The sequence below is a fragment of the Citrobacter freundii complex sp. CFNIH9 genome (assembly GCF_002903305.1).
Lineage (GTDB): Bacteria > Pseudomonadota > Gammaproteobacteria > Enterobacterales > Enterobacteriaceae > Citrobacter > Citrobacter portucalensis.
Genome location: NZ_CP026241.1, coordinates 177787 through 200651 on the forward strand (window position 1 = coordinate 177787; position 22865 = coordinate 200651).

The following is a 22865-nucleotide window of genomic DNA, read 5'->3' on the forward strand; positions in this document are numbered from 1 at the left end:
GTCAGCCGGATTGGGTTGCATCGCAGGGGTGTCGAAAGAGTCAACTGCGGTCCAAAGCTGTTGGACTTGGGTGAAAAGGGCGTTTATTCTTCCTATACGTTGTCGGCAGCGGGCCAAAAAGGAATACGTCCATGCCCATCGAGGTGAAACCGGCTGTGAGCGCGGGTTCAAGCATATAGCCCGACAGGCGCGTATCCTTGCCGATCACGACACGATGGCGGTGGTCACCGCGACGAAAGACACGGCCAGCCGCCATGCCGACGCGCAAGGCGGTTTCCGCCGTCATCGCGCCTTCGTTGGCTTTGCCACGAATACCGTCTGTGCCGAAATATTTGCGCACCATAAGGTCGATTATCCTGTCGTCGGGTCGCCCTCAAAGGGGACATGCCTGCTGAACCGCGAATATAGAGAAATATCCCGAATGTGCAGTTAACGAATTCTTGCGGTTTCTTTCAGCGCCGCCAATACCGCCAGCCCGTCGCGCAAGGGGCGCGGCTCGTGTGTGCGGATGAAGTCAGCTCCACCTGCGGCGGCGGCAAGCTCTGCAGCGAGTGTCGCGGCCCCGACATCCCCCGGACCACGGCCTGTGAGCGCGCGCAGAAAGGATTTGCGCGAAACAGACAGAAGCACCGGCAAATCGAAGCGCAGCCGCAATTCATCGAACCGCGCCAGCACCGAGAGCGAGGTTTCGGGAGCAGCCCCCAGAAAAAACCCCATGCCGGGATCAAGGACAAGGCGGTTGCGTTTGATACCGGCACCCGTCAGCGCCGCGATGCGCGCGTCAAAGAACGCCGCAATGTGATCCATGATGTCGCCAGCGGGTGCCTCGCGCCGATCTGCCTGCCCGTCTTGCACCGAATGCATAACGACGAGTTTGGCAGATGATTTCGCCAATTGCGGATAGAACGCAGCGTCTGGAAAACCGCGAATATCATTGAGATAGGCCACACCACGCGACAAGGCATAGGCTTGCGTCGCGGGTTGATAACTGTCGAGCGAGACGGGAATGCCATCTGCCTTGAGCGCGTCCAGCACCGGCGCGATACGCGCGATTTCTGTGTCGGACGAAACAGGCGCGGCGTCGGGATTGCTGGATGCCGGACCGAGGTCGATCACATCTGCCCCCTCGGCCATCAGCTTACGCGCCTGCGCAATGGCTGCGTCTGGCGCCAGATACCGGCCTCCATCGGAGAAACTGTCCGAGGTTATGTTGACGATGCCGAAAATGATGAGCGATTTATTCATGGGGGCTTCTATAATAATAATAATCGAGCATGAGTCTCATACGGATGCTCGGGTCGAAAGGGAATCCCCAGGCGAGTAACCTGTTTGCGGTGATCCATTAGCTGCAGGAGCAGAATAGCATACATCTGGAAGCAAAGCCAGGAAAGCGGCCTATGGAGCTGTGCGGCAGCGCTCAGTAGGCAATTTTTCAAAATATTGTTAAGCCTTTTCTGAGCATGGTATTTTTCATGGTATTACCAATTAGCAGGAAAATAAGCCATTGAATATAAAAGATAAAAATGTCTTGTTTACAATAGAGTGGGTATCGGAGACGAAGAAGGACAAGGTACATGCTGACCGATACCAAGCTGCGCAATCTCAAGCCCAGGGACAAACTCTACAAAGTGAATGACCGGGAAGGTCTCTATGTGGGGGTCGCCTCAGAAAACGGAATCTATGGTCACTCCCGTTTTTGCAACACCGATTTTGACGACAAGTTGGCTTGCTTGAATCTATCCGGCGTCTGAATGGGATTTTATTCCCGCGCCTCGATGAGTTCCGCGCCTGATGAACCTCCAGAAAATATACGGCTTCAATGAGCCTTTCCGTTTTACAGGTTCCTCAACAGGCCGGTGGGCCGTTAGTATCATCAATATCAGTATTCGCAAAACCAGATGAATGATTGTTTAAACTGGTGTATTTCTGCCTTTATGCTTCGTAAGTTTGCTGTCGCGCCGTCAGTGCCCAGGCTATTCTGGCCAGCTTGTTTGCCAGAGCACAGGTGACGACAAAGTTGCTTTTCCGACACAACAACTCCCTGACCCAGTCGGCCAACTTGCCAGACTGGTGTTCCAGTTTTTGTATGAATACCCTGGCACACTGAACCAACAAAGTTCGGATCTTTTTGTTGCCCCGCTTGCTAATCCCTAACAATGTCGTCCGACCTCCCGTGCTGTACTGTCGGGGTACCAGCCCTGTTGCCGCCGCAAAGTCACGGCTGCTGGCGTACTGCTTCCCGTCGCCAATCTCAGTTGAAATAGTACTGGCAGTCAGCGTTCCAACGCAGGGAATACTCAGCAAGCGCTGTCCAACCTCATCTTCGTCCAACTTTCGTTTCAACTGAGATTCCAGATCTTTAATCTGCTCAACAAGATAGTGATAATGCTGTTGTAATTTCAGCAGTAACTGGCTGAGATAAAGAGGCAAACTACTGTCCTCAAGAAGGGTACTCAGTCGACTAATAACGGCAGCACCTCGCGGAACGCTGATACCAAATTCCAGCAGAAAAGCATGCATCTGATTAGTTGTTTTCACCTTATCCTGAACCAGGGATTCACGGACACGATGCAGAGCTCGCATTGCCTGCTGAGATTCGGTTCTGGGCTGCACGAAACGCATAGATGGACGTGATGCTGCTTCACAGATAGCTTCAGCATCAACGAAGTCATTTTTGTTGCTTTTAACGAATGGGCGGACAAATTGCGGTGATATCAGCTTTGGAAAATGCCCTAACTCTTCCAGCTTGCGTGCCATAAAGTGAGAACCGCCACAGGCTTCCATCGCGATGGTTGTTGCCGGGCATGTCGCCAGAAATTCGATTAGCTTTGGTCGGGTGAATTTTTTACGGTAAACGGCCTTCCCACGATGATCCTGACAATGAATATGGAAAGAGTTCTTACCCAGATCGATACCAATAAGCGCAATGTTTTCCATGATGGTTCTCCGAATGAAAGCCTGTCCTCAGCATAGTACTGGGAAGGAGGGAGTGACCATCTCATTAAATAAAGCACGCTAAGCCGGTTGCAGCGGTCGTAGCGGCCTGAACTTGCCCGCGCCGATCTTGGCGCTGCTGCGCCAGAGGTAATCGCCGGTGAGGTTGATGTGCTCCCAACCGAGCGGCGACAGGTACTGCAACAGCGCGTCATCAACGGCATGGCCGTTGCCACGCAGCGCGTGCGCAGCCCGTTCCAGATAGACCGTGTTCCACAACACGACGGCAGCCGTTACCAGATTGAGGCCGCTAGCCCGGTAGCGCTGCTGCTCGAAACTGCGGTCGCGGATTTCACCCAGGCGGTTGAAAAACACTGCCCTGGCCAGCGCATTGCGCGCCTCGCCCTTGTTCAGGCCGGCATGCACGCGGCGGCGCAGTTCCACGCTTTGCAGCCAGTCCAGGATGAACAGCGTGCGCTCGATGCGGCCCAGCTCGCGGAGCGCCACGGCCAGGCCGTTCTGGCGTGGGTAGCTGCCGAGCTTTCGGAGCATCAGGGAGGCCGTCACCGTGCCCTGCTTGATCGAGGTGGCCAGCCGCAGGATTTCGTCCCAATGGGCGCGGACGTGCTTGATGTTGAGCGTGCCGCCGATCATGGGTTTCAGCGCGTCATAGGCGGCGTCGCCCTTCGGGATGTAGAGCTTGGTGTCGCCCAGGTCGCGGATGCGCGGCGCGAAGCGGAAGCCCAGGAGGTGCATCAGGGCGAAGACGTGATCGGTGAAGCCCGCCGTGTCGGTGTAATGCTCCTCGATCCGCAAGTCGGACTCGTGGTACAGCAGGCCGTCGAGCACGTAGGTCGAATCGCGCACGCCGACGTTCACGACCTTGGTGTGAAATGGCGCGTACTGGTCAGAAATGTGGGTGTAGAACGTCCGCCCTGGGCTGCTCCCGTATTTCGGGTTGATGTGGCCGGTGCTCTCGGCCTTGCTGCCGGTGCGGAAGTTCTGGCCGTCCGACGATGAGGTGGTGCCGTCGCCCCAGTGCTCGGCGAAGGGATGGCGGAACTGTGCGTTGACCAGATCGGCCAGCGCCGCCCCGTAGGTTTCGTCGCGGATGTGCCAGGCTTGCAGCCAAGCCAGCTTGGCGTAGGTCGTGCCGGGGCAAGACTCCGCCATCTTGGTCAGGCCCAGGTTGATCGCGTCGGCGAGGATCGTGGTCAGCAACAGGTTCTTGTCTTTGGCCGGGTCGCCCGATTTCAGATGCGCGAAATGCCGAGTGAAGCCCGTCCATTCGTCCACCTCCAGCAGCAGTTCGGTGATCTTGACGTGCGGCAGGATCATTGCCGTCTGGTCGATCAGCGCTTGGGCGGTGTCGGGTACCGCCGCGTCGAGCGGCGTGATCTTCAAGCCTGACTCGGTGATGATGGCGTCCGGCAGCTCGTTGGCCGTCGCCATACGGTTGACGGTGGCAAGCTGTGTTTCCAGCAGCGTCAGCCGGTCGTTCAGGTACCGGTTGCAGTCGGTGGCCACGGCCAGCGGCAATTCGCTGGCCTGCTTGAGGCTGGCGAATTTCGCGGGCGGCACCAGGTAGTCCTCGAAGTCCTTGAACTGGCGCGACCCCTGCACCCAGATGTCGCCGGAACGCAACGCGTTCTTCATCTCCGACAGCGCGCACAGTTCGTAGTAGCGCCGGTCGATGCCGGTGTCGGTCATGACCAGCTTCTGCCAGCGCGGCTTGATGAACTCGGTCGGCGCGTCGGCGGGCACCTTGCGGGCGTTGTCGCTGTTCATGCCGCGCAGCACCTCGATGGCGTCGAGCACGTCCTTCGCGGCGGGAGCGGCCCGCAGCTTGAGCACGGCAAGGAATTCCGGCGCGTAGCGGCGCAGCGTGGCGTAGCTTTCGCCGATGCGGTGCAGGAAATCGAAGTCCTCGGGCTGCGCAAGCTTCTGCGCTTCGGTGACGCTCTCGGCGAAGGCATCCCAGGACATGACGGCCTCGATGGCGGCGAACGGATCGCGGCCCGCCTGCTTGGCCTCGATCAGCGCCTGGCCGATGCGGCCGAACAGCCGCACCTTGGCGTTGATCGCCTTGCCGGACGCCTGGAATTGCTGCTGATGCTTGTTCTTGGCGGCGTTGAACAGCTTGCCCAGGATGCGGTCGTGCAGGTCGATGATTTCGTCGGTGACGGTGGCCATGCCCTCGATGGCAAGCGCCACCAGGGTGGCATAGCGTCGCTGCGCCTCGAACTTGGCCAGGTCGGCGGGCGTCATCTGGCCACCCTCACGGGCGATCTTGAGCAGGCGGTTCTGGTGCACCGACCGCTCGATGCCAGAAGGCAGGTCGAGCGCCTGCCACGCTTTGAGGCGTTCGATGTGTTCCAGCATGTGCCGCGAATTCGGTTTGACGGGCGATTGGCGCAGCCAGGCCAGCCAGGTCGTTTTGCCGTTGTCCCGACGCTTGAGCAGATCGTCGAGGCGGCGGCGATGCGCGTCCGACAGCGGTTCGGCCAAGGCATCGTAGATGCGCCGGTTGGCGCGGGTGATTGCTTCGGCGCTCGCCCGCTCGACGGCGTTGAGGGCAGGCAGAATGACCGACTGCTGCCGCAGGTGCTCGATCAAGGTGCTGGCCAGCACGATGCCCTTGTCGGTCTGCAAGGCCATCTCGGTCAGCAACTGGACGGCCTGCCGGTAGTGGCCCATGGTAAAGGGCTGGAAGCCGAACACCGTTTGCAGTTCGACCAGGTGCTCGCGCCGGGTCTGCTCCCGCTGCCCGTATTCGTCCCAGCTTTCGACGCTGACCTTGAGCTGGTCGGCGACCAGTTTCAACAAGGGCGGAAACGGCGGCTCATCGACGCCCAGGATGACACCAGGAAAGCGCAGGTAACAGAGCTGCACGGCGAAGCCCAGCCGGTTGGCCGGGCCGCGCCGCTGCCGGATGATGGAGAGGTCGGTTTCGCTGAACGTGTAGTGACGGATCAACTCATCCTTGGTGTCCGGCAACGCCAGCAGGCTTTCGCGCTCGGCGGCGGACAGGATTGAACGACGTGGCATATTTACTGATCCGTTCTCAAGTATTGATACAGGGTTTCGCGACTGATTCCGAATTCACGAGCCAGCTTGGTCTTTTGCTCGCCAGCCTCGACACGTTGGCGCAGTTCGGCAATACGCTCAGACGACAGGGATTTCTTCCTGCCACGGTAGGCCCCGCGCTGCTTGGCGAGCGCGATGCCCTCGCGCTGCCGCTCGCGGATCAAGGCGCGTTCGAACTCGGCGAACGCGCCCATTACCGACAGCATCAGGTTCGCCATCGGCGAGTCCTCGCCGGTGAAGGTCAAATGCTCCTTAAGGAACTCGATGCGTACGCCGCGCTGGGTGAGGCCCTGCACCAGGCGGCGCAGGTCGTCGAGGTTGCGCGCCAGACGATCCATGCTGTGCACCACGACCGTGTCGCCTTCGCGCACGAAGGCGAGCAGCCGTTCCAGTTCGGGCCGCCGTGTGTCCTTGCCCGACGCCTTGTCGGTGAACACTTTATCCACCTGGATCTGTTCGAGCTGCCGTTCTGGGTTCTGGTCGAAGCTGCTGACGCGGACGTAACCGATGCGCTGACCGTGCAAGGGGCACTGTTGCAAAGTTAGCGATGAGGCAGCCTTTTGTCTTATTCAAAGGCCTTACATTTCAAAAACTCTGCTTACCAGGCGCATTTCGCCCAGGGGATCACCATAATAAAATGCTGAGGCCTGGCCTTTGCGTAGTGCACGCATCACCTCAATACCTTTGATGGTGGCGTAAGCCGTCTTCATGGATTTAAATCCCAGCGTGGCGCCGATTATCCGTTTCAGTTTGCCATGATCGCATTCAATCACGTTGTTCCGGTACTTAATCTGTCGGTGTTCAACGTCAGACGGGCACCGGCCTTCGCGTTTGAGCAGAGCAAGCGCGCGACCATAGGCGGGCGCTTTATCCGTGTTGATGAATCGCGGGATCTGCCACTTCTTCACGTTGTTGAGGATTTTACCCAGAAACCGGTATGCAGCTTTGCTGTTACGACGGGAGGAGAGATAAAAATCGACAGTGCGGCCCCGGCTGTCGACGGCCCGGTACAGATACGCCCAGCGGCCATTGACCTTCACGTAGGTTTCATCCATGTGCCACGGGCAAAGATCGGAAGGGTTACGCCAGTACCAGCGCAGCCGTTTTTCCATTTCAGGCGCATAACGCTGAACCCAGCGGTAAATCGTGGAGTGATCGACATTCACTCCGCGTTCAGCCAGCATCTCCTGCAGCTCACGGTAACTGATGCCGTATTTGCAGTACCAGCGTACGGCCCACAGAATGATGTCACGCTGAAAATGCCGGCCTTTGAATGGGTTCATGTGCAGCTCCATCAGCAAAAGGGGATGATAAGTTTATCACCACCGACTATTTGCAACAGTGCCAATTTTATTACCAGGAACCACAACACTCTCCAGAGTGATCACCGAAATCCGCGAACGAGCAGCAAACCGTCTTTGGCAAAGATTACTGGCATTGCCCAATGATGAACAGAAACGACAACTGGATGAATTACTGAGCTTTAGTGAAGGTCAGAGAGTATCCATGTTCGAGCAACTGAAAAAAGGTCCTGTGACAGTCAGTAGTCCTGCATTTAACGATGCACTTGATCGTTATAACAAATTGCACCAACTGGGTTTTCAGCAACTTGATTTTACAGGCCTTCCACCGGCTCAGCTAAAAAGTCTTGCTCGCTATGCCAATGTAACCTCGGTAAAAAAGATAGTTCGTATCCCCATGAAGAAACGTACAGCGATACTTATTGCCTTTGTTAAATCATTGGAGGTCATTGCGCTGGATGAAGCCATCGATGTTTTGGATATGCTAATCACTAATATTGCGGGAGAGGCTAAAAAAGCAGGGCAAAAGAAGCGGTTGAGGACGTTGAAGGATTTGGACCGCTCTTCGTTGATACTGGCAAAAGCCTGTGCACTCCTGCTGGATGAGGTAACTGATGATTCCCACCTCCGAAAATCAATTTTTTCCTGCATTTCCAAAGAAAGACTGGCTGAGTCGGTAAAAATGGTCAATGAGTTGGCCCGACCGGCAGACAATAATTTCCAAGATGAAATGATTGAACAATATGGGCGCGTTCGCCGTTTTCTACCCAGAGTTCTTCGGGAATTAACTTTTCTGGCCGCCCCGGCGGGAGAACATACTCTGGCAGCTTTTAACTATTTATCGTCGCTAGGCGCTTCAAGAAAGCACATCCTTGACGATGCTCCAAAAAATATTATTACCGGCCCCTGGAAGCGTTTGGTTTTTGACGAAGAAGGCCGAGTAAGACGGCCTGGCTATTCACTATGTCTACTTGAGCGGTTTCAGGATGCATTAAGGCGGCGGGATATTTATCTTGAGAATAGCGATCGTTGGGGAGATCCACGGTCAAAGCTATTACAAGGGACAGAATGGCAAGCTCAACGCGTCTCTGTCTGTCGAGCATTAGGCCACCCTGTCAATGCTCAGCAGGCAACAGAAAAGCTTGCTCAGCAGTTAGATTTTGCCTGGAAAGCGGTAGCTGATAGCTTTGATGATAATGCGTCAGTCCATATCGAATACGGGGGGAAACATCCTACGTTGACTATCAGCAGCCTAGAGAAACTGGATGAATCACCAAGTCTGATAGCTCTCAACAGACAAGTCAGAGGTCTTTTACCTTTGGTGGATCTGACTGAGCTCTTACTGGAAATCAATGCCCATACAGGATTTGCCGAAGAATTTACTCATGTCAGCGAGTCTAATGCGCGAGCGAAAGATCTGCATATCAGCATTTGTGCTGTATTACTGGCAGAAGCCTGCAACATTGGCTTTGAACCATTAATTAAGCACAATATTCCATCATTAACCCGGCATCGTCTTAGTTGGGTGAAACAAAATTATTTTCGGTCAGAAACCCTTATCAAAGCGAATGCTCGCCTGGTTGATTACCAGGCTACGCTCAGTCTCGCTCAGCGATGGGGTGGTGGAGAGGTCGCATCTGCTGATGGTATGCGTTTTGTTACGCCAGTAAAAACGATTAACGCCGGACCCAATAGAAAATACTTTGGCTCTGATCGTGGAATTACCTGGTACAACTTTATCTCCGATCAGTTTTCTGGTTTTCACGGCATTGTTGTCCCAGGTACGTTGAGAGACTCAATCTTTGTTCTGGAGGGTTTACTTGAACAGCAAACGGGGTTAAATCCACAGGAAATTATGACTGATACAGCAGGTGCCAGTGATTTGATATTCGGTCTGTTCTGGTTGTTGGGATACCAGTTTTCCCCACGTCTGGCGGATGCCGGAGATGCCGTTTTCTGGCGAGTGGATAAAAATGCGAATTACGGCCCTCTCGATGAATTGGCCCGTGGTTGCATCAATCTAGCACTGATTGAGGCTAACTGGGACGATATGATGCGGATTGCGGGTTCTCTTAAATTGGGAACTGTACAAGCATCAGAGCTAATCCGTAGTTTATTGAAGAGCACGCGCCCGTCTAGTTTGGCGCAGGCCATCATTGAAGCTGGGCGAATAAATAAAACGCTATACCTGCTGAATTATATTGATGATGAAGATTATCGTCGCCGAATACTAACGCAACTAAACCGGGGTGAAGGGAGACACAGTGTGGCTCGCGCCATTTGCCATGGTCAACGTGGTGAAATCAGAAAACGCTATCGCGAAGGGCAAGAGGATCAACTTGGATCATTGGGACTGGTAACAAATACTGTTGTTTTATGGAATACGCTGTATATGCAGGAAGCCCTTGGACATATTAATACAGATAGCCAGCCTACTGAAATTAACGAAGAAGATATATCCAGATTATCACCGCTGATGCACGGTCATATCAATATGTTAGGGCATTACTCATTCACCTTGTCTGAAAACGTGATGAATGGTGAATTAAGGCCTTTAAATCAACATGTTAATGAATATGTAGACTCTTAGCGTAGGTTTTCGCCCCATTGGACCTCAAACCCCTAACGTAGTGGTCTCCAAGAACATTCAGGACTGATCCCAGGCGTCGATGGTCAAGACCTGATCGGCAGGACAGGCGGCTACGCGGTCGGGAACTGGATGGTGTTCAGTCTCATGCCGACCCCATTCGATTGATCGCGTCGCTTGCGGCACGCTGCGACGCAAGGAGGTTTGCGACCTGGTTTAGCAGCCGTGTCCGCTGCATGTCTGTTACCTATCTCCCCGACCGCTCATTGGACCAACTCCAGAGATTGGGCTCTATCGCTCAGCCAATACGAAACCGGCATTGGCTGATGCCACAACCGAGACTAACACAAATGGCTCGGTACCTGTATTTCGCGCCCCGTGCACTTGGCCCGGTCTTGCCACGGCTATCTCACCTTCCCTGAGGGCACGAACAATCCCATTGCCCTGAAAGTAATCAGCCATTCCCGACAAAACAGTCCACGTGTCTTGGCCGTGAGGATGAATGTGAGCCGCAATTTCCTGCCCGGGATGGACATGCCAAACCACGATAATTGAGTCTCGGGTTTCAAGCACAACGGAACGAATAGGCTCGCCTTCGGACGGCTGAACATACTCGGCTACAGAAAATATTCTCGATTCAACAGTCATCGGAGATCCCTCTTTCACAGTGCCCCCAGACAGGCTGGATATGAGTTCTAACTCGAATTTGAACGGGAGGCTGGTCGTGCGGTCGTGCAGTTGCCGATGAGCGTGTCGGCTGCTGCTTCCTTGCCCACCAGCGAACCAGACGGTCGCATGCGCATCCTTTCTTATCGAAACTCGTTGAGATGATATGCAATCAAGAATAGAATTTCAAGAACTATTTTCGAGAATCGCAATGCCTTGATTCCCGTGCCGCGCCGGTTGCCTTGGCGGGCTTGTCACAAACCTACGTTTTCAAGAAGAAGGAAACCGCATGCCCCGCCGTTCGATCCTCTCCGCCGCCGAGCGCGAAAGCCGGCACTGTTGCAAAGTTAGCGATGAGGCAGCCTTTTGTCTTATTCAAAGGCCTTACATTTCAAAAACTCTGCTTACCAGGCGCATTTCGCCCAGGGGATCACCATAATAAAATGCTGAGGCCTGGCCTTTGCGTAGTGCACGCATCACCTCAATACCTTTGATGGTGGCGTAAGCCGTCTTCATGGATTTAAATCCCAGCGTGGCGTCGATTATCCGTTTCAGTTTGCCATGATCGCATTCAATCACGTTGTTCCGGTACTTAATCTGTCGGTGTTCAACGTCAGACGGGCACCGGCCTTCGCGTTTGAGCAGAGCAAGCGCGCGACCATAGGCGGGCGCTTTATCCGTGTTGATGAATCGCGGGATCTGCCACTTCTTCACGTTGTTGAGGATTTTACCCAGAAACCGGTATGCAGCTTTGCTGTTACGACGGGAGGAGAGATAAAAATCGACAGTGCGGCCCCGGCTGTCGACGGCCCGGTACAGATACGCCCAGCGGCCATTGACCTTCACGTAGGTTTCATCCATGTGCCACGGGCAAAGATCGGAAGGGTTACGCCAGTACCAGCGCAGCCGTTTTTCCATTTCAGGCGCATAACGCTGAACCCAGCGGTAAATCGTGGAGTGATCGACATTCACTCCGCGTTCAGCCAGCATCTCCTGCAGCTCACGGTAACTGATGCCGTATTTGCAGTACCAGCGTACGGCCCACAGAATGATGTCACGCTGAAAATGCCGGCCTTTGAATGGGTTCATGTGCAGCTCCATCAGCAAAAGGGGATGATAAGTTTATCACCACCGACTATTTGCAACAGTGCCTTTATATTCAGGAGGCACTGGCATGGACAAGAGAGTGATATTTGCGGTTGCCGGCTCGGGCAAGACCACGCTGCTGATACGACGGTTGAGTGAGGACCGGAGGACGCTGCTCCTGACCTTCACCGTGAATAATGAAGCGCATCTGCGGGCGCAGATTATCAGACGTTTTGGCTTTATCCCGGACGGGATCAGGGTGATGACCTGGTTTGAGTTTCTGCACGGTTTTTGCTTCCGGCCTTACCTGCAGGAGCAGCTGGTATCGCGTGGCCTGAGCTTCGACCAGCCCCCACCCAGAATACCGCGCACGAATGCCCGGCATTATCAGGATCCCGCCGGACGGCTGTATCACCGGAGGCTCGCACACTTGCTGACAGCCCGCGGGCTGCTGCCGGATATCCGTACCCGGCTTGCCCGTTACTACGATGAACTGCTTGTCGATGAAGTCCAGGACTTTGCCGGACATGACTTTAATTTTCTGCTGGAGCTCTGCCGCGCGGAAATCACTGTGCTCTGTTGCGGCGATTTTTATCAACATACCTTTGATACAAGCCATGACGGCAACGTTAATTCAACGCTGCACGATGACATTACGCGATATGAGGCCCGCTTCGACGCAGCAGGTTTCAAGGTTGACCGGGACACGCTCAACCGAACATGGCGTTGCTCAGCTTCAGTGTGCGAGTTTATCACCGGGCAACTGAACATCCGTATCGCTGCCCATGGGAGACATGCCACCCTGATTGAAACGATCACAGATGCAGAGCGCACAGCCACCCTGCACGCCGATAATACGGTGATTAAGCTCTTCTATCGTGAACATCACCGTTACGGCTGCTATTCCATGAACTGGGGCGTCAGTAAAGGGCTCGACCACTTTAAGGATGTCTGCATTGTGATGGGATCCTCCCACTGGAAACTTCTAACCCGTCAGGAACTGGCAGCCCTTCCACCGTCGTCCCGTAACAGGCTGTACGTGGCATGCTCACGGGCGCGCGGCAACATTTATTTTGTTCCCGAAACTCATCTGCGCCGATTCCGAAATTGAGTTAGCTGCTTCTCAGTAGGGCACAATTCCGAAATAAAGCTGTATGGCCAACGACGTCACTTCAGGCTGGAAAAGTGCGGATCCGGTTTTGGTATTTTTCGGATCTGCGATGGATAAATGAGAAAACAGGATATGCACAGCATATCCATATGCCATGCATCTGCATATGTGACACCTATACAAATCAATCCGGCAGGCATATACTGCACATATGCACTCACACATCATGCATGATCAGCCGGAGGAACATCCATGCGCACAGTTTCTATATTTAAAAACGGCAATAACCGCGCCATCCGTCTGCCCCGGGACCTGGATTTTGACGGCGTCAGCGAGCTGGAGATCGTCCGGGAAGGGGACAGCATCATTCTGCGTCCCGTCCGGCCGACCTGGGGCTCATTCGCGCAGCTGGACAGGGCCGATCCGGACTTTATGGCGGAGCGTGAGGATGTGGTCAGCGATGAAGGACGCTTTGAGCCATGAAGAAAACCTGGATGCTCGACACTAACATCTGCTCGTTCATCATGCGCGAGCAGCCGGCAGCGGTGCTGAAGCGCCTGGAGCAGGCGGTGCTGCGCGGTGATCGCATCGTGGTCTCGGCCGTGACGTACGCCGAGATGCGCTTCGGCGCCACCGGCCCGAAGGCCTCGCCGCGCCATATTCAGCTGGTCGACGCGTTCTGCGCGCGCCTCGATGCTGTCCTGCCCTGGGACCGCGCCGCGGTGGACGCCACGACGGACATCCGGGTGGCGCTGCGCCTCGCCGGGACGCCGATCGGCCCGAACGACACGGCCATTGCCGGGCACGCCATCGCGGCCAGTGCCGTCCTGGTGACGAACAATGTGAGAGAGTTTGCGCGGGTCCCGGGCCTGATGCTGGAAGACTGGGTAAAATAAAACCGAAAAAAAATGTCGTTACGGAGACGACAGACATGAATGCTGAACACCCGAACTACGGCTGGCTTTTCAGTGAACGGGGTTCGAGGTCCAATGATGTAAAAAACCACGCTAAGAGGTTAATTCATTGTTTGTATTGAAATTTAACGGTCTTAACTCGCCCTTCAAAAATATCTTCTGGTAACGAAAACGTATAGCAAGTCGAGGAAAATATCTGGAAGGCAGCATCGGCGAACAAATTTCTTTGTATCGTGAAAACTTTCCCGAAAACTAGGAGGAAATGGAAGAGGATGGTTTCTGACGAAAAAATGCCCTGGCGGCATAGTCTGGATCCATGACTATGGCTATGAAGACTGGACCTGATACACCGCTAGTCATAACGACTCTTCGGAGCCGTTAAGCAGTCACTCGCCAATACGAAGGTCAAATAAAGTTACGCAATGACCACCCGCCAGACTCCCCCTGAAAGGGGGGAGAATGCGCGGGCAAATGTTCAGGCCATCATTCGGCCGCCTGTGATTTACAAGGGTTAGCGTCGTCAGTCTTCAGAGTTCATGGTCCCACGGCGGGTTAGCCCCTGGCCTGGAGACCGTCACCGCGGCGGCACGCATACCGAGATTGATCGCGCGGCGCACCTGCTCTCGTGACAATGTGACTAATTTAGGCTTCTCAAGGAGTCCGGCCTGCGAAAGGCTGGCGAGAATACCGGCATTGACCGTGTCCCCGGCGCCGACGGTATCGGCAACCGTTACGCGAACTCCTGGAACATGAAGATGGAAATTAGCGGTCCAGGCATCGGCGCCGTCAGCCCCGCGGGTGACCACAATAAGTTTTGGTCCCAGAGCAAGCCAACGGCGTATGACCTCGTGTTCTTCGCCGGGTTCGGCAAACCACGCGAGGTCCTCATCGGAAAGCTTGACGATATCCGCTAGGGCAATCATCCGCATCATGCGCGCTAGGTGTTTCTGCCGGTCCAGGATGAAGATTTCACGGATATTGGGATCGAGGAACATCACCCGGCGCGGCGCCTCTCTTACCATCAGCTCTTCATAAACGCTGCCGCACGGTTCGGCTATCAGGCTGATGCAGCCGAACAGGACGGCAGATACGTCATCACCGAGCGTCGGCAGGTCGCTTTCAGTCAGCATTCTGCCGGCGCTATTCTCATCGTAAAAGGTATAGCGCGCCTGTCCGCCTTCCAGCCTGACAAAGGCCAGCGTGGTCGGTAGCGGTGCGCGGGTTGAGGGCGAATAATCCACGCCAGAGGCCTCAAGCGTGTGGCGCAGCATGTCACCCATAAAATCGTCCGATAAACCGGAAAACAGCGCGACCGCTATCCCCTGGCGCCCCAGGGCAATGGCGGTATTGAACGCCGCGCCGCCGACGCAGGGCGTAAAGGCGGGAGCATTTTCACGGCTCCGGCAGGGCAGCATATCGATCAGGGCTTCTCCGCAGCAAAGGATCATGGCTTTTCCTCCTGACTCACCGCGACCTGCGGCGGCGTTTCCAGATTGTCGGCTACCTGCATCCAGTTGTCAGCGAATATCCCGCAGGCGGTTTTGATATCAACCCCGACCGGAAGCTCCGGACACTCGTTTTCCCCGTTGCTGCCCCAGTTCACCCAACCGGACTGACGGCGCTGGACTATCTGAAACGCGCCGGAGGGGCGGGAGGTCCACCAGATCATCGCCCGGCCGCTCGCTGAATCGTACTCGACGGTTTTACTGGCTGGTCCCGGGAACACGGTTTCATCCGGCACAGCGGAAACGTTGACGGGAGAATCAGTCAGGTGCCATTTCCGTTCATTCAGGTCGGCTCGTACGTGCGCCCGGGCGCGCACTACGCCAAGCCTTTCGCGGATTTCAGTTTCATCCAGCACGTTTTCCCAGCGGCAGAACATTCGCCAGTAAAGATCCCAATGAGCGGAGGCCATATCGGCGAGCTGTTCGCGGAATTCGGCAAATTTCGGACTCTGGTTTTCAGAGGTGGTAACGGTATGAGCCACCATGGCGACCAGCTCTTCGGCGTAGGGATCGCCTGCGCGATAGCGGGTACCGCCGTAGGCCGCGAAGCGGTCAAACAGCAGTTTTCCCGGACCGCTTTCAAACTCGTCGCCGACGGTGATCTTGTTGGTCACTGAACGCCCGTTAATGACCGTCGAAAAGTCATCAACCCAGTAGCGCCGCTGAAACCACGGGGTATTCCAGCTGAACTTCCAGTCGATGGTGAAGTGCTTACCGCGCAGCTCCGCTAATAATCCATCGGGGATCGTGCCGTGCATGCGATAGTGATGATAGACTGGGCCTTCCTCAACAATTTCAATATCTACGAGGGTATGTTCCGGCGGGTTAATCAGCCCATTTTCCGGGGTAAAGAACGGACCGTAAAAACCGCCGATGGCGTTATTCCCGGAAGGAAGCAGCTCGACGTTGTCCTGCAGACAGCGAAAATGGCGCAGTCCCCACTTGGATGAACCCACGCCCTGGGCGGTTCCCCGACACATTTCCAGATCGAAGCAGCCGGTATTGAGGCGGACAAAACAGTCTTTCTCCCGGCCAGGCAGGCGGTGGATACCGGCGACGTCACCGACTTCTGCCGCCGTTAGCGGCCGGTCAAGCCGCATCCGGAGCGTGCCGCTGAAGCTTACCGTTGCGATAAAGGCGGTACTGTTTTGCGTCGACTCATGAGTGAGGCGCTGGCAAAGGATCCGTTGGTCCTCGCTGGTGATTGCCCACCACAGGGGCTCCTGCAGTTTCTCGGGGAGAGTAAACGTAATCGGTTCGCGATCCCGGGTACCGTTCATCGGGTCCGTCAGCGTAATGTGATATGTCATGGGCGTATACTCCATTAAAATTTAAGCATGCGAAGACCCGCCGCCAGCGCGGCGGATAAACAAAGCGTCAGGGAAAGCTAGCGGGTACGGGCGATCTCTTTTTTCCGCCAGAAGGTAAACAGTTCCGGATGCTGCTTCAGTCCGTCAATCGCCACGGCAAGAATGATGACGATGCCTTTAATCAATAGCTGGGTGAAAAAGGGGACGCTCAGCAGAATCAGGCCGGTGCTGAGCACGCCGAGAATTATCGATCCAATCAGGGTGCCGATAATTCGCCCGCGTCCTCCGGCGAGGCTGGTGCCGCCCAGCACTACCGCCGCAATGGCGTCCAGTTCATATCCCGTACCCGCCGTAGGCTGGGCGGAAATGACCCGGGCGGCGAAGATAATGCCCGCTAGACCCGCGCAGACGCCGGCAATCATATAAACCGCCGCCAGTACGCGTTTTACCCGGACGCCGGCCAGGCGCGCGGCCTGGGCGTTGCCGCCGACGGCATAGATATGACGACCGAACCGCGTGCGCTCAAGAATAAACCACGCCAGCAGATAAACCACCAGCATAATAATGACCGGAACAGGGATGCCGGCGAGATAGCCATTCCCCAGCTCGCGGAAGCTCAGGCTACTCGATACAATAGGTTGCCCTTCGGTAATGGTATAGGCCATACCGCGCAGGAAGGTCATTGTGCCGAGAGTGACGATAAAGGGCGCGAGAGCGAGATAGGCGGTGAGCACGCCGTTCAGCAGACCGCAGAGCGCGCCCACGCCCACGCCGGCCAGAATCGCCAGCGGCGCAGGGATCCCGGCCATCGCCGCAACCACCGAGATCACGCCGGAGACGGCGACGATAGACCCGACGGACAAATCAATTCCGCTGGTTAAAATGACGAAGGTCATTCCCGCCGCCAGAATAGCGTTGACGGAAATCGAGCGGGCGATATTCAGCAGATTATCGACGCGGTTAAAGTTTGGTGCAAAGGTCGACATCAGGATCAGCAGCACCAGCAGAACGATTAAGATCCCCACCCGATCCCACCATTTCGCAAAATCAAACGGCGCTTTGACCGGCAGTTCCGTCACAGGTTTATTGTTGTCCATGGCATTCTCCGGATTGACTGGTAAAGGTTCCTGTTGCGTGCAGCATCACTTCTTCTTCCGTTGCTGAATATGAGGGTAACTGGTGAACGATTCGGCCGCCGCGCATAACCAGCACGCGGTCGCTGATGCCGATGGCCTCCGGTAAATCGGAGGAGATCACCAGAATGGCTTTCCCGGCGCGGGCGAGTTTGTCTATCAGTTCGTAAATTTCCCTTTTGGCGCCGATATCCACGCCGCGGGTCGGTTCATCGAGGATTAGCAGCCTCGAATCGCGCAGCAGCCAGCGCGCCAGCGCCGCTTTCTGCTGGTTTCCGCCGGACAGGGCGCTGACGGGTAGTTCGACCGCATTTTCCCGCAGCCGTAACCGTCGCATCTGCTCAAGGACGGCGGCGCGGATGGTTTTGCGTTTAACCACGCCGCCGGCGACAAAGTTCTCCAGCGAGCTGATATCAATGTTGTGCTCAACCGAATGACCCAGAAACAGGCCCTGGGTTTTGCGGTCCTCGGTCACCATCCCGATTCCGTCGGCGATGGCGGCGGTGGGATCTGACGGATGGCTTACCTTGCCGTTAATACGCACGCTTCCTTGGCTACGAGGGTCGGCGCCGAATAACAGCCGGGCCACTTCGGTTCGGCCAGAGCCAACCAGCCCGGACATGCTGACGACTTCGCCCGCTTTGACCTCAAAGGAGACCGGGCCGGTTGCGCTACCCGCCAGATCCGCGACCTCCAGCAGTACTTTGCCGGGCGTACGCGGTTCGTGCTGATAGAGATCGACGATTTGACGGCCAACCATCATGCGTACGATATCGGTGGTCGAGACGCTGCTCAGAGTTTCCGTGCCGATCCACGTGCCGTCCCTGAACACCGTGACCCGGTTTGCCAGCTGCCATACCTCTTCCATGCGGTGTGAGATGTAGACCATCCCGACCCCATCCTGACGCATTTGCTCGATAAGCCGGTAAAGCTGGAGGGTCTCTGCCCGCGACAGAGCGGCGGTCGGCTCATCAAGCACCAGTACTTTTGCGTTTTCACTGACGGCGCGTGCAATCTCGACCATTTGCTGACGTCCGATGCTCAACGAGCCGAGCGGCGCCTGCGGGTCGATGTCCGCGTTAATCCGGTCCAGCTTCTCCCGGGCCTCACGGAGCATCCGTTTGCGATCGAGAATACCGGCGAAAGAGGTCTGTTCCTGGCCGAGAAATAGATTTTCCGCCACAGTCATATCGGGAACCGTATTCAGCTCTTGATGGATGATGGCGATGCCATATTTGCGCGCATCTCTTGGCGTGCGAATATCAATCTCCTGCCCGTTGATATAGATCGCGCCGCTATCGCGCTGCTCGTTTCCGGAGAGGATCTTCATCAGCGTGGATTTACCCGCGCCGTTTTCCCCCATCAGGGCATGGACCTCTCCGGCGAATAAATCAAAGCGTACGTTGTTCAGTGCGAGGGTCGCGCCGTAGCGTTTTGAAATCCCTTCCAGCCTAAGCAAGGGGGATGAAGTGATGTCGGCCATTGTCTTTGCCCTCCGGGATGAACCCAATCGTCATCCCGTTTTTGCCTCTTGAGTGATGATGTGATTACCAGCCAGGATAGCTATCTACGTTGTCGCGCGTGACCAGCACGCTGGGGATCAATACGGTAGGGGACGCAATATGCTTGCCATCAACCATATCCTGAGCAAGCGAGATGGCCTGGCGCACCATTTCGCCCGGGTTTTGCGTGGCGGTACCAATAAACGGTGAGCCGCTGCGCTTGAGTTCTTCAACCGCTTCCGGGCTGCCGTCTACGCCGGTGACTTTAATCGCACCGGCTTTGCCGGCCTGCTCAACGGCCAGCACCGCGCCGAGCGCCGCAGGATCGTTCATACCGAAAATACCGGAGACATCCGGATTGGCGGTGAGCATATCGGTGGTGACCATCAGGCCGGAAGCGCGGTCGTTGCGGGATGCCTGCTGCCCGACGATTTTGATATCTGGATATTTTTGCGCGACGTTTTTACAGCCTTTGATGCGGTCAATAATGGTTTGAATCGGCGTGCCGTCCACCAGCAGCACTTTGCCTTTGCCGCCCATTTGGCTGAACAGATATTCGCAGGAGGTTTCGCCGGCCTGGATGGCATTGGTCATGATCGCCGCGTCAGCGCCCCTGGCGGGCGTATCGACCGCGATAACGATAATTCCGGCGGCTTTTGCCCGCTGAATGGCCGGCTCGATGCCGGACTCATCGACGGCGGAAATAATGATCAGATCCACTTTCTGCTGAATAAAGGCGTCAATCTGCGTGTTCTGGTTTGCTAGATCGACCTGCGCATCTTGTACTATAAGGGCTTCCCCGGCATGTCAACGCCGGTGTTTACGGTTTCTGTCTGCACTATAGTAAAAAAATAAAGGGGAGAGACTGCGGTACTATAAACGGTCATGATGAATCGTCATCGATTCGGACCCTGATGAAAGACGCTCGTGAGGCTCTAGTTCGTTAGTCGGGTACACTTGCCCTGTACAATAAGCAGATATACCTCACGGGGTCTAACCCTTTATCATCAACGAGTTGCAGAACAGATGGTCATACAGCTTTGTACTTTAGCTAGCTGAGTACAACCTGAAATCATCACCGTAATGCAATGATGCCCAGCACAGTCTTGCATTTTTGGCAGCGATGGCAACAACAGCGCGCCAGTATCCTCTGCGTTCGACCAGTGAGCAGACCCAACGACTGAATAAATCAGTCCTTTTCTCCGCCCCGATCAGTACCGAGCGGGCACCCTGAACCAGAAGTGTTCTCAGATACGAATCGCCAGCTTTCGTTATCCTGCCAAGCTTCGACTTTCCGCCGCTGCTGTACTGCGATGGTGTCAGTCCCAGCCAGGCTGCCAGCTGGCGCCCATTCTTAAAATCATGTGCATTACCGATACTGGCGACCAGCGCACAGGCCGTTGTGGGGCCAACGCCCTTCAATTCCATCAGCCGCTGACTGCGATGATCTGTTTTGGCCATGCGGGACAAAATTCGGTCATATTCAGCGATGTTATCTTCAATGCGAGCAACGTGCTCCAGCAAATCATCAACACATTGCTGAACCTGAAGTGGTAAAGAATTCTTCTGCTCAAAAACTATGTGGCGCAGGGCATCTGTACTTTGTGGGGCGATAACGCCGAATTCAGATATCAACCCCCGGAGACGATTATATGTTGCTGTTTTCTCTTCGATAAAACCCTGTCGGGTACGATGCAGACACTGCATTGCCTGCTGGCTCTCATCCTTAACCGGCACAAACCGCATATGTGGGCGACGAACCGCCTCGCAGATAGCCTGAGCATCAGCTGCATCATTTTTCCCTGATTTACCAGCCATGCGGTAAGGCGATACAAATTTAGCGGCCATCAGACGCGGCTCATGACCATACTGCCGAAACAGTCTTGCCCAGTAATGAGCCCCGGAGCACGCCTCCATCCCGATAACACAGGGCGGCAAACCAGCAATCAGCCCGGGAAGAGCTGCGCGGGTTACTCTGGATTTAACCAGAACGGTTTTGCCATTCTGGTCAACGCAATGAACAGCGAACACATTTTTAGCAAGATCGATACCGACAGTAGTAATGGTCATAACGAATCCCTCCGGGGTTGTGTTTACCCCATGATTGCACAAGAGTTAATCAGGCGCATAATCAGGGGAAGTCCCTTCCATTCGTTAAGCGCATTATTTAACCAATCTTGGTTCGTAAGGGGTTGATTTTGCGTCAGTGGCTATCGCTTTTAAGTTGTCGCTCTTGCAGTATCGCATTTAGGTTATCCGATTAAGGTCAAACCTCTGAAAATGCGGTAATGGTGCCAACTTACTGATTTAGTGTACGATGGTGTTTTTGAGGTGCTCCCGTGGCTTCCATCTCCATCAGTTGTCCCTCCTGCTCAGCTACTGAAGGCGTGGTGCGTAACGGTAAAAGTACTGCCGGACATCAGCGCTATCTCTGCTCTCACTGCCGTAAAACATGGCAACTGCAGTTCACTTACACCGCCTCTCAGCCCGGTACACACCAGAAAATCATTGATATGGCCATGAATGGTGTTGGATGCCGGGCAACCGCCCGCATTATGGGCGTTGGCCTCAACACGATTTTACGTCACTTAAAAAACTCAGGCCGCAGTCGGTAACCTCGCGCATACAGCCGGGCAGTGATGTGATTGTCTGCGCTGAAATGGACGAACAGTGGGGCTACGTCGGTGCTAAATCACGTCAGCGCTGGCTGTTTTACGCGTATGACAGGATACGGAGGACGGTTGTGGCGCACGTCTTCGGTGAACGCACTCTGGCCACACTGGAGCGTCTTCTGAGCCTGCTGTCGGCCTTTGAGGTCGTGGTATGGATGACGGATGGCTGGCCGCTGTATGAATCCCGCCTGAAGGGAAAGCTGCACGTAATCAGCAAGCGTTACACTCAGCGAATTGAGCGGCATAACCTGAATCTGAGACAACATCTGGCAAGGCTGGGACGGAAGTCACTGTCGTTCTCAAAATCGGTGGAGCTGCATGACAAGGTCATCGGGCATTATCTGAACATAAAACACTATCAGTAAGTTGGAGTCATTACCCGGCCAGCCTTAGCCGTAGCTAAGGATAATCGCGAAAATATACTACGGCAGAGGCTTAACGTCAGTATTTCTACTGCTGAGCATAAGCGGTGGTCACGAATGCCGCGAGGCGGCATGGAGGCGCCATCAGGTGGTAAACAGAATACTGATGGTGAGTGGCGCCGGGACCCGGCGTAGCCGGAAATGCAGCTTCAATATTCGGGTTAAGAATGCCGAGCAGTGCGCAGGCATTCCGGGAATGCGCCAGAGGCGCATAGAGGCGCCCTCAGAAGTTGACCAGAGCACGGTTGTTAATGGCGCCGTAGCCCGGCGCAGCCGGTTACGCTGTTGACAGGTTCCACCAATCCATCCCTTCGCCCTGCTAAGCCATAACCCGCTGATAGCCATGATGTGGTTTCATTAAGCCCTTTTAACTCCGGTGAGCGGGCTGTACGGCGCTTGCGACGTACAGGGCGTGATTTCCGGAGCCGTGGTGCCGGCGAAGCCGGTGCCCGGGGGCTGTACTGAGAACCTGCCGCGATGTTACTGGCAGCAACTTAAATGTTTAGTTACATCATCCAGCATTTAAAGCGATGTTGTTCCGGGCCTTTGGCCCGGGGCGGCCTCGCTTTTCAGTGGTGGGGAGGGGCTGTGAGGGTTCAGGCAGGCACTGTTCCTGCTTTTGAGTGAGTATTTTG

General features: G+C 55.3%; 17 protein-coding genes and 4 pseudogenes. 7 read left to right on the forward strand and 14 right to left on the reverse strand.

Annotated elements, in window-relative coordinates:
* Positions 1 to 100: 100 nt before the first annotated feature.
* Positions 101 to 343, reverse strand: a pseudogene (gene glmM, locus C2U43_RS27090) (phosphoglucosamine mutase); the annotation flags it as partial.
* A gap of 86 nt (positions 344 to 429) precedes the next feature.
* Positions 430 to 1245, reverse strand: coding sequence for a sulfonamide-resistant dihydropteroate synthase Sul2 (gene sul2, locus C2U43_RS27095; RefSeq protein ID WP_001043260.1), 816 nt, complete (start codon positions 1243 to 1245; stop codon positions 430 to 432).
* A gap of 329 nt (positions 1246 to 1574) precedes the next feature.
* Between sul2 and C2U43_RS29925 the strand changes: the two are divergent.
* A pseudogene (locus tag C2U43_RS29925) lies at positions 1575 to 1679 on the forward strand (Arm DNA-binding domain-containing protein); the annotation flags it as partial.
* Positions 1680 to 1932: 253 nt separating this feature from the next.
* Here C2U43_RS29925 and C2U43_RS27110 read toward each other — a convergent pair.
* The 4 genes from C2U43_RS27110 to C2U43_RS27130 form a co-directional block, all read right to left on the reverse strand.
* A complete protein-coding gene (locus C2U43_RS27110; protein WP_000427619.1) occupies positions 1933 to 2937 on the reverse strand; it encodes an IS110-like element IS5075 family transposase in 1005 nt (334 codons plus the stop codon).
* A gap of 78 nt (positions 2938 to 3015) precedes the next feature.
* Complete coding sequence (locus tag C2U43_RS27115) at positions 3016 to 5982, reverse strand: Tn3 family transposase (RefSeq protein WP_001138070.1); 2967 nt, start codon at positions 5980 to 5982, stop codon at positions 3016 to 3018.
* A gap of 2 nt (positions 5983 to 5984) precedes the next feature.
* Positions 5985 to 6545, reverse strand: a complete 561-nt coding sequence (locus tag C2U43_RS27120; RefSeq protein WP_003124096.1) for a recombinase family protein — start codon at positions 6543 to 6545, stop codon at positions 5985 to 5987.
* A 54-nt stretch (positions 6546 to 6599) separates the two neighbouring features.
* Complete coding sequence (locus C2U43_RS27130) at positions 6600 to 7304, reverse strand: IS6-like element IS26 family transposase (RefSeq protein ID WP_001067855.1); 705 nt, start codon at positions 7302 to 7304, stop codon at positions 6600 to 6602.
* Between the two features lie 64 nt (positions 7305 to 7368).
* Here C2U43_RS27130 and C2U43_RS27135 point away from each other — a divergent pair.
* A pseudogene (locus tag C2U43_RS27135) lies at positions 7369 to 9912 on the forward strand (Tn3 family transposase); the annotation flags it as partial.
* Positions 9913 to 10200: 288 nt separating this feature from the next.
* On the opposite strand, the gene C2U43_RS27140 reads toward C2U43_RS27135, so the two are convergent.
* Positions 10201 to 10557 (reverse strand): cupin domain-containing protein, encoded by a 357-nt coding sequence (locus C2U43_RS27140; protein ID WP_000215515.1) that lies wholly within the window; start codon positions 10555 to 10557, stop codon positions 10201 to 10203.
* Positions 10558 to 10959: 402 nt separating this feature from the next.
* Positions 10960 to 11664, reverse strand: a complete 705-nt coding sequence (locus tag C2U43_RS27150; protein WP_001067848.1) for an IS6-like element IS26 family transposase — start codon at positions 11662 to 11664, stop codon at positions 10960 to 10962.
* A gap of 85 nt (positions 11665 to 11749) precedes the next feature.
* On the opposite strand from C2U43_RS27150, the gene C2U43_RS27155 reads away from it, so the two are divergent.
* The 4 genes from C2U43_RS27155 to C2U43_RS30280 all read left to right on the forward strand — a co-directional run bounded on the left by C2U43_RS27155 (position 11750) and on the right by C2U43_RS30280 (position 13942).
* On the forward strand, positions 11750 to 12772 hold the full coding sequence (locus C2U43_RS27155; RefSeq protein WP_008322227.1) for a helicase UvrD: 1023 nt from the start codon (positions 11750 to 11752) through the stop codon (positions 12770 to 12772).
* Positions 12773 to 13024: 252 nt separating this feature from the next.
* Positions 13025 to 13255, forward strand: coding sequence for a type II toxin-antitoxin system VapB family antitoxin (gene vapB / locus C2U43_RS27165; protein WP_001261276.1), 231 nt, complete (start codon positions 13025 to 13027; stop codon positions 13253 to 13255).
* Positions 13252 to 13668: a type II toxin-antitoxin system VapC family toxin gene (locus tag C2U43_RS27170; protein ID WP_008322233.1), complete on the forward strand. Its 417-nt coding sequence runs from the start codon at positions 13252 to 13254 to the stop codon at positions 13666 to 13668. The genes vapB and C2U43_RS27170 overlap by 4 nt, the downstream gene beginning before the upstream one ends.
* Before the next feature lie 226 nt (positions 13669 to 13894).
* Positions 13895 to 13942 carry a hypothetical protein gene (locus C2U43_RS30280; RefSeq protein WP_371747062.1) on the forward strand — a complete coding sequence of 16 codons (48 nt, stop codon included), beginning with the start codon at positions 13895 to 13897 and terminating at the stop codon, positions 13940 to 13942.
* A 271-nt stretch (positions 13943 to 14213) separates the two neighbouring features.
* Here the strand turns inward: C2U43_RS30280 and C2U43_RS27180 are convergent, their stop codons facing one another.
* From C2U43_RS27180 to C2U43_RS27205, 6 genes and pseudogenes are all read right to left on the reverse strand, one after another.
* Positions 14214 to 15134 carry a carbohydrate kinase family protein gene (locus tag C2U43_RS27180; RefSeq protein ID WP_008322235.1) on the reverse strand — a complete coding sequence of 307 codons (921 nt, stop codon included), beginning with the start codon at positions 15132 to 15134 and terminating at the stop codon, positions 14214 to 14216.
* Complete coding sequence (locus C2U43_RS27185; protein WP_008322237.1) at positions 15131 to 16501, reverse strand: hypothetical protein; 1371 nt, start codon at positions 16499 to 16501, stop codon at positions 15131 to 15133. The genes C2U43_RS27180 and C2U43_RS27185 overlap by 4 nt, the downstream gene beginning before the upstream one ends.
* A gap of 77 nt (positions 16502 to 16578) precedes the next feature.
* Positions 16579 to 17598 (reverse strand): ABC transporter permease subunit, encoded by a 1020-nt coding sequence (locus C2U43_RS27190; protein ID WP_004113181.1) that lies wholly within the window; start codon positions 17596 to 17598, stop codon positions 16579 to 16581.
* Positions 17585 to 19117: a sugar ABC transporter ATP-binding protein gene (locus C2U43_RS27195; RefSeq protein WP_008322240.1), complete on the reverse strand. Its 1533-nt coding sequence runs from the start codon at positions 19115 to 19117 to the stop codon at positions 17585 to 17587. The genes C2U43_RS27190 and C2U43_RS27195 overlap by 14 nt, the downstream gene beginning before the upstream one ends.
* Before the next feature lie 64 nt (positions 19118 to 19181).
* Positions 19182 to 19937, reverse strand: a pseudogene (locus C2U43_RS27200) (ABC transporter substrate-binding protein); the annotation flags it as partial.
* Between the two features lie 246 nt (positions 19938 to 20183).
* On the reverse strand, positions 20184 to 21206 hold the full coding sequence (locus C2U43_RS27205; protein WP_001567660.1) for an IS110 family transposase: 1023 nt from the start codon (positions 21204 to 21206) through the stop codon (positions 20184 to 20186).
* A 269-nt stretch (positions 21207 to 21475) separates the two neighbouring features.
* On the opposite strand from C2U43_RS27205, the gene C2U43_RS27210 reads away from it, so the two are divergent.
* Positions 21476 to 22173 (forward strand): IS1 family transposase gene (locus C2U43_RS27210; protein WP_223216367.1). Its coding sequence is split into 2 segments (ribosomal slippage): positions 21476 to 21725 and positions 21725 to 22173, totalling 699 coding nucleotides; the frame shifts between segments, so codons are not numbered across the junction.
* Positions 22174 to 22865 lie beyond the last annotated feature (692 nt).

Excerpts from the sequence above, each read along its gene's own strand:
- sul2 (WP_001043260.1), bottom strand. The coding sequence starts at position 1,245 with ATGAATAAATCGCTCATCATTTTCGGCATCGTCAACATAACCTCGGAC.
- C2U43_RS27170 (WP_008322233.1), top strand. The coding sequence starts at position 13,252 with ATGAAGAAAACCTGGATGCTCGACACTAACATCTGCTCGTTCATCATG.
- C2U43_RS27180 (WP_008322235.1), bottom strand. The coding sequence starts at position 15,134 with ATGATCCTTTGCTGCGGAGAAGCCCTGATCGATATGCTGCCCTGCCGG.
- C2U43_RS27150 (WP_001067848.1), bottom strand. The coding sequence starts at position 11,664 with ATGAACCCATTCAAAGGCCGGCATTTTCAGCGTGACATCATTCTGTGG.
- C2U43_RS27130 (WP_001067855.1), bottom strand. The coding sequence starts at position 7,304 with ATGAACCCATTCAAAGGCCGGCATTTTCAGCGTGACATCATTCTGTGG.
- C2U43_RS27140 (WP_000215515.1), bottom strand. The coding sequence starts at position 10,557 with ATGACTGTTGAATCGAGAATATTTTCTGTAGCCGAGTATGTTCAGCCG.
- C2U43_RS27115 (WP_001138070.1), bottom strand. The coding sequence starts at position 5,982 with ATGCCACGTCGTTCAATCCTGTCCGCCGCCGAGCGCGAAAGCCTGCTG.
- vapB (WP_001261276.1), top strand. The coding sequence starts at position 13,025 with ATGCGCACAGTTTCTATATTTAAAAACGGCAATAACCGCGCCATCCGT.
- C2U43_RS27195 (WP_008322240.1), bottom strand. The coding sequence starts at position 19,117 with ATGGCCGACATCACTTCATCCCCCTTGCTTAGGCTGGAAGGGATTTCA.
- C2U43_RS27155 (WP_008322227.1), top strand. The coding sequence starts at position 11,750 with ATGGACAAGAGAGTGATATTTGCGGTTGCCGGCTCGGGCAAGACCACG.
- C2U43_RS27190 (WP_004113181.1), bottom strand. The coding sequence starts at position 17,598 with ATGGACAACAATAAACCTGTGACGGAACTGCCGGTCAAAGCGCCGTTT.
- C2U43_RS27110 (WP_000427619.1), bottom strand. The coding sequence starts at position 2,937 with ATGGAAAACATTGCGCTTATTGGTATCGATCTGGGTAAGAACTCTTTC.
- C2U43_RS27185 (WP_008322237.1), bottom strand. The coding sequence starts at position 16,501 with ATGACATATCACATTACGCTGACGGACCCGATGAACGGTACCCGGGAT.
- C2U43_RS27205 (WP_001567660.1), bottom strand. The coding sequence starts at position 21,206 with ATGACCATTACTACTGTCGGTATCGATCTTGCTAAAAATGTGTTCGCT.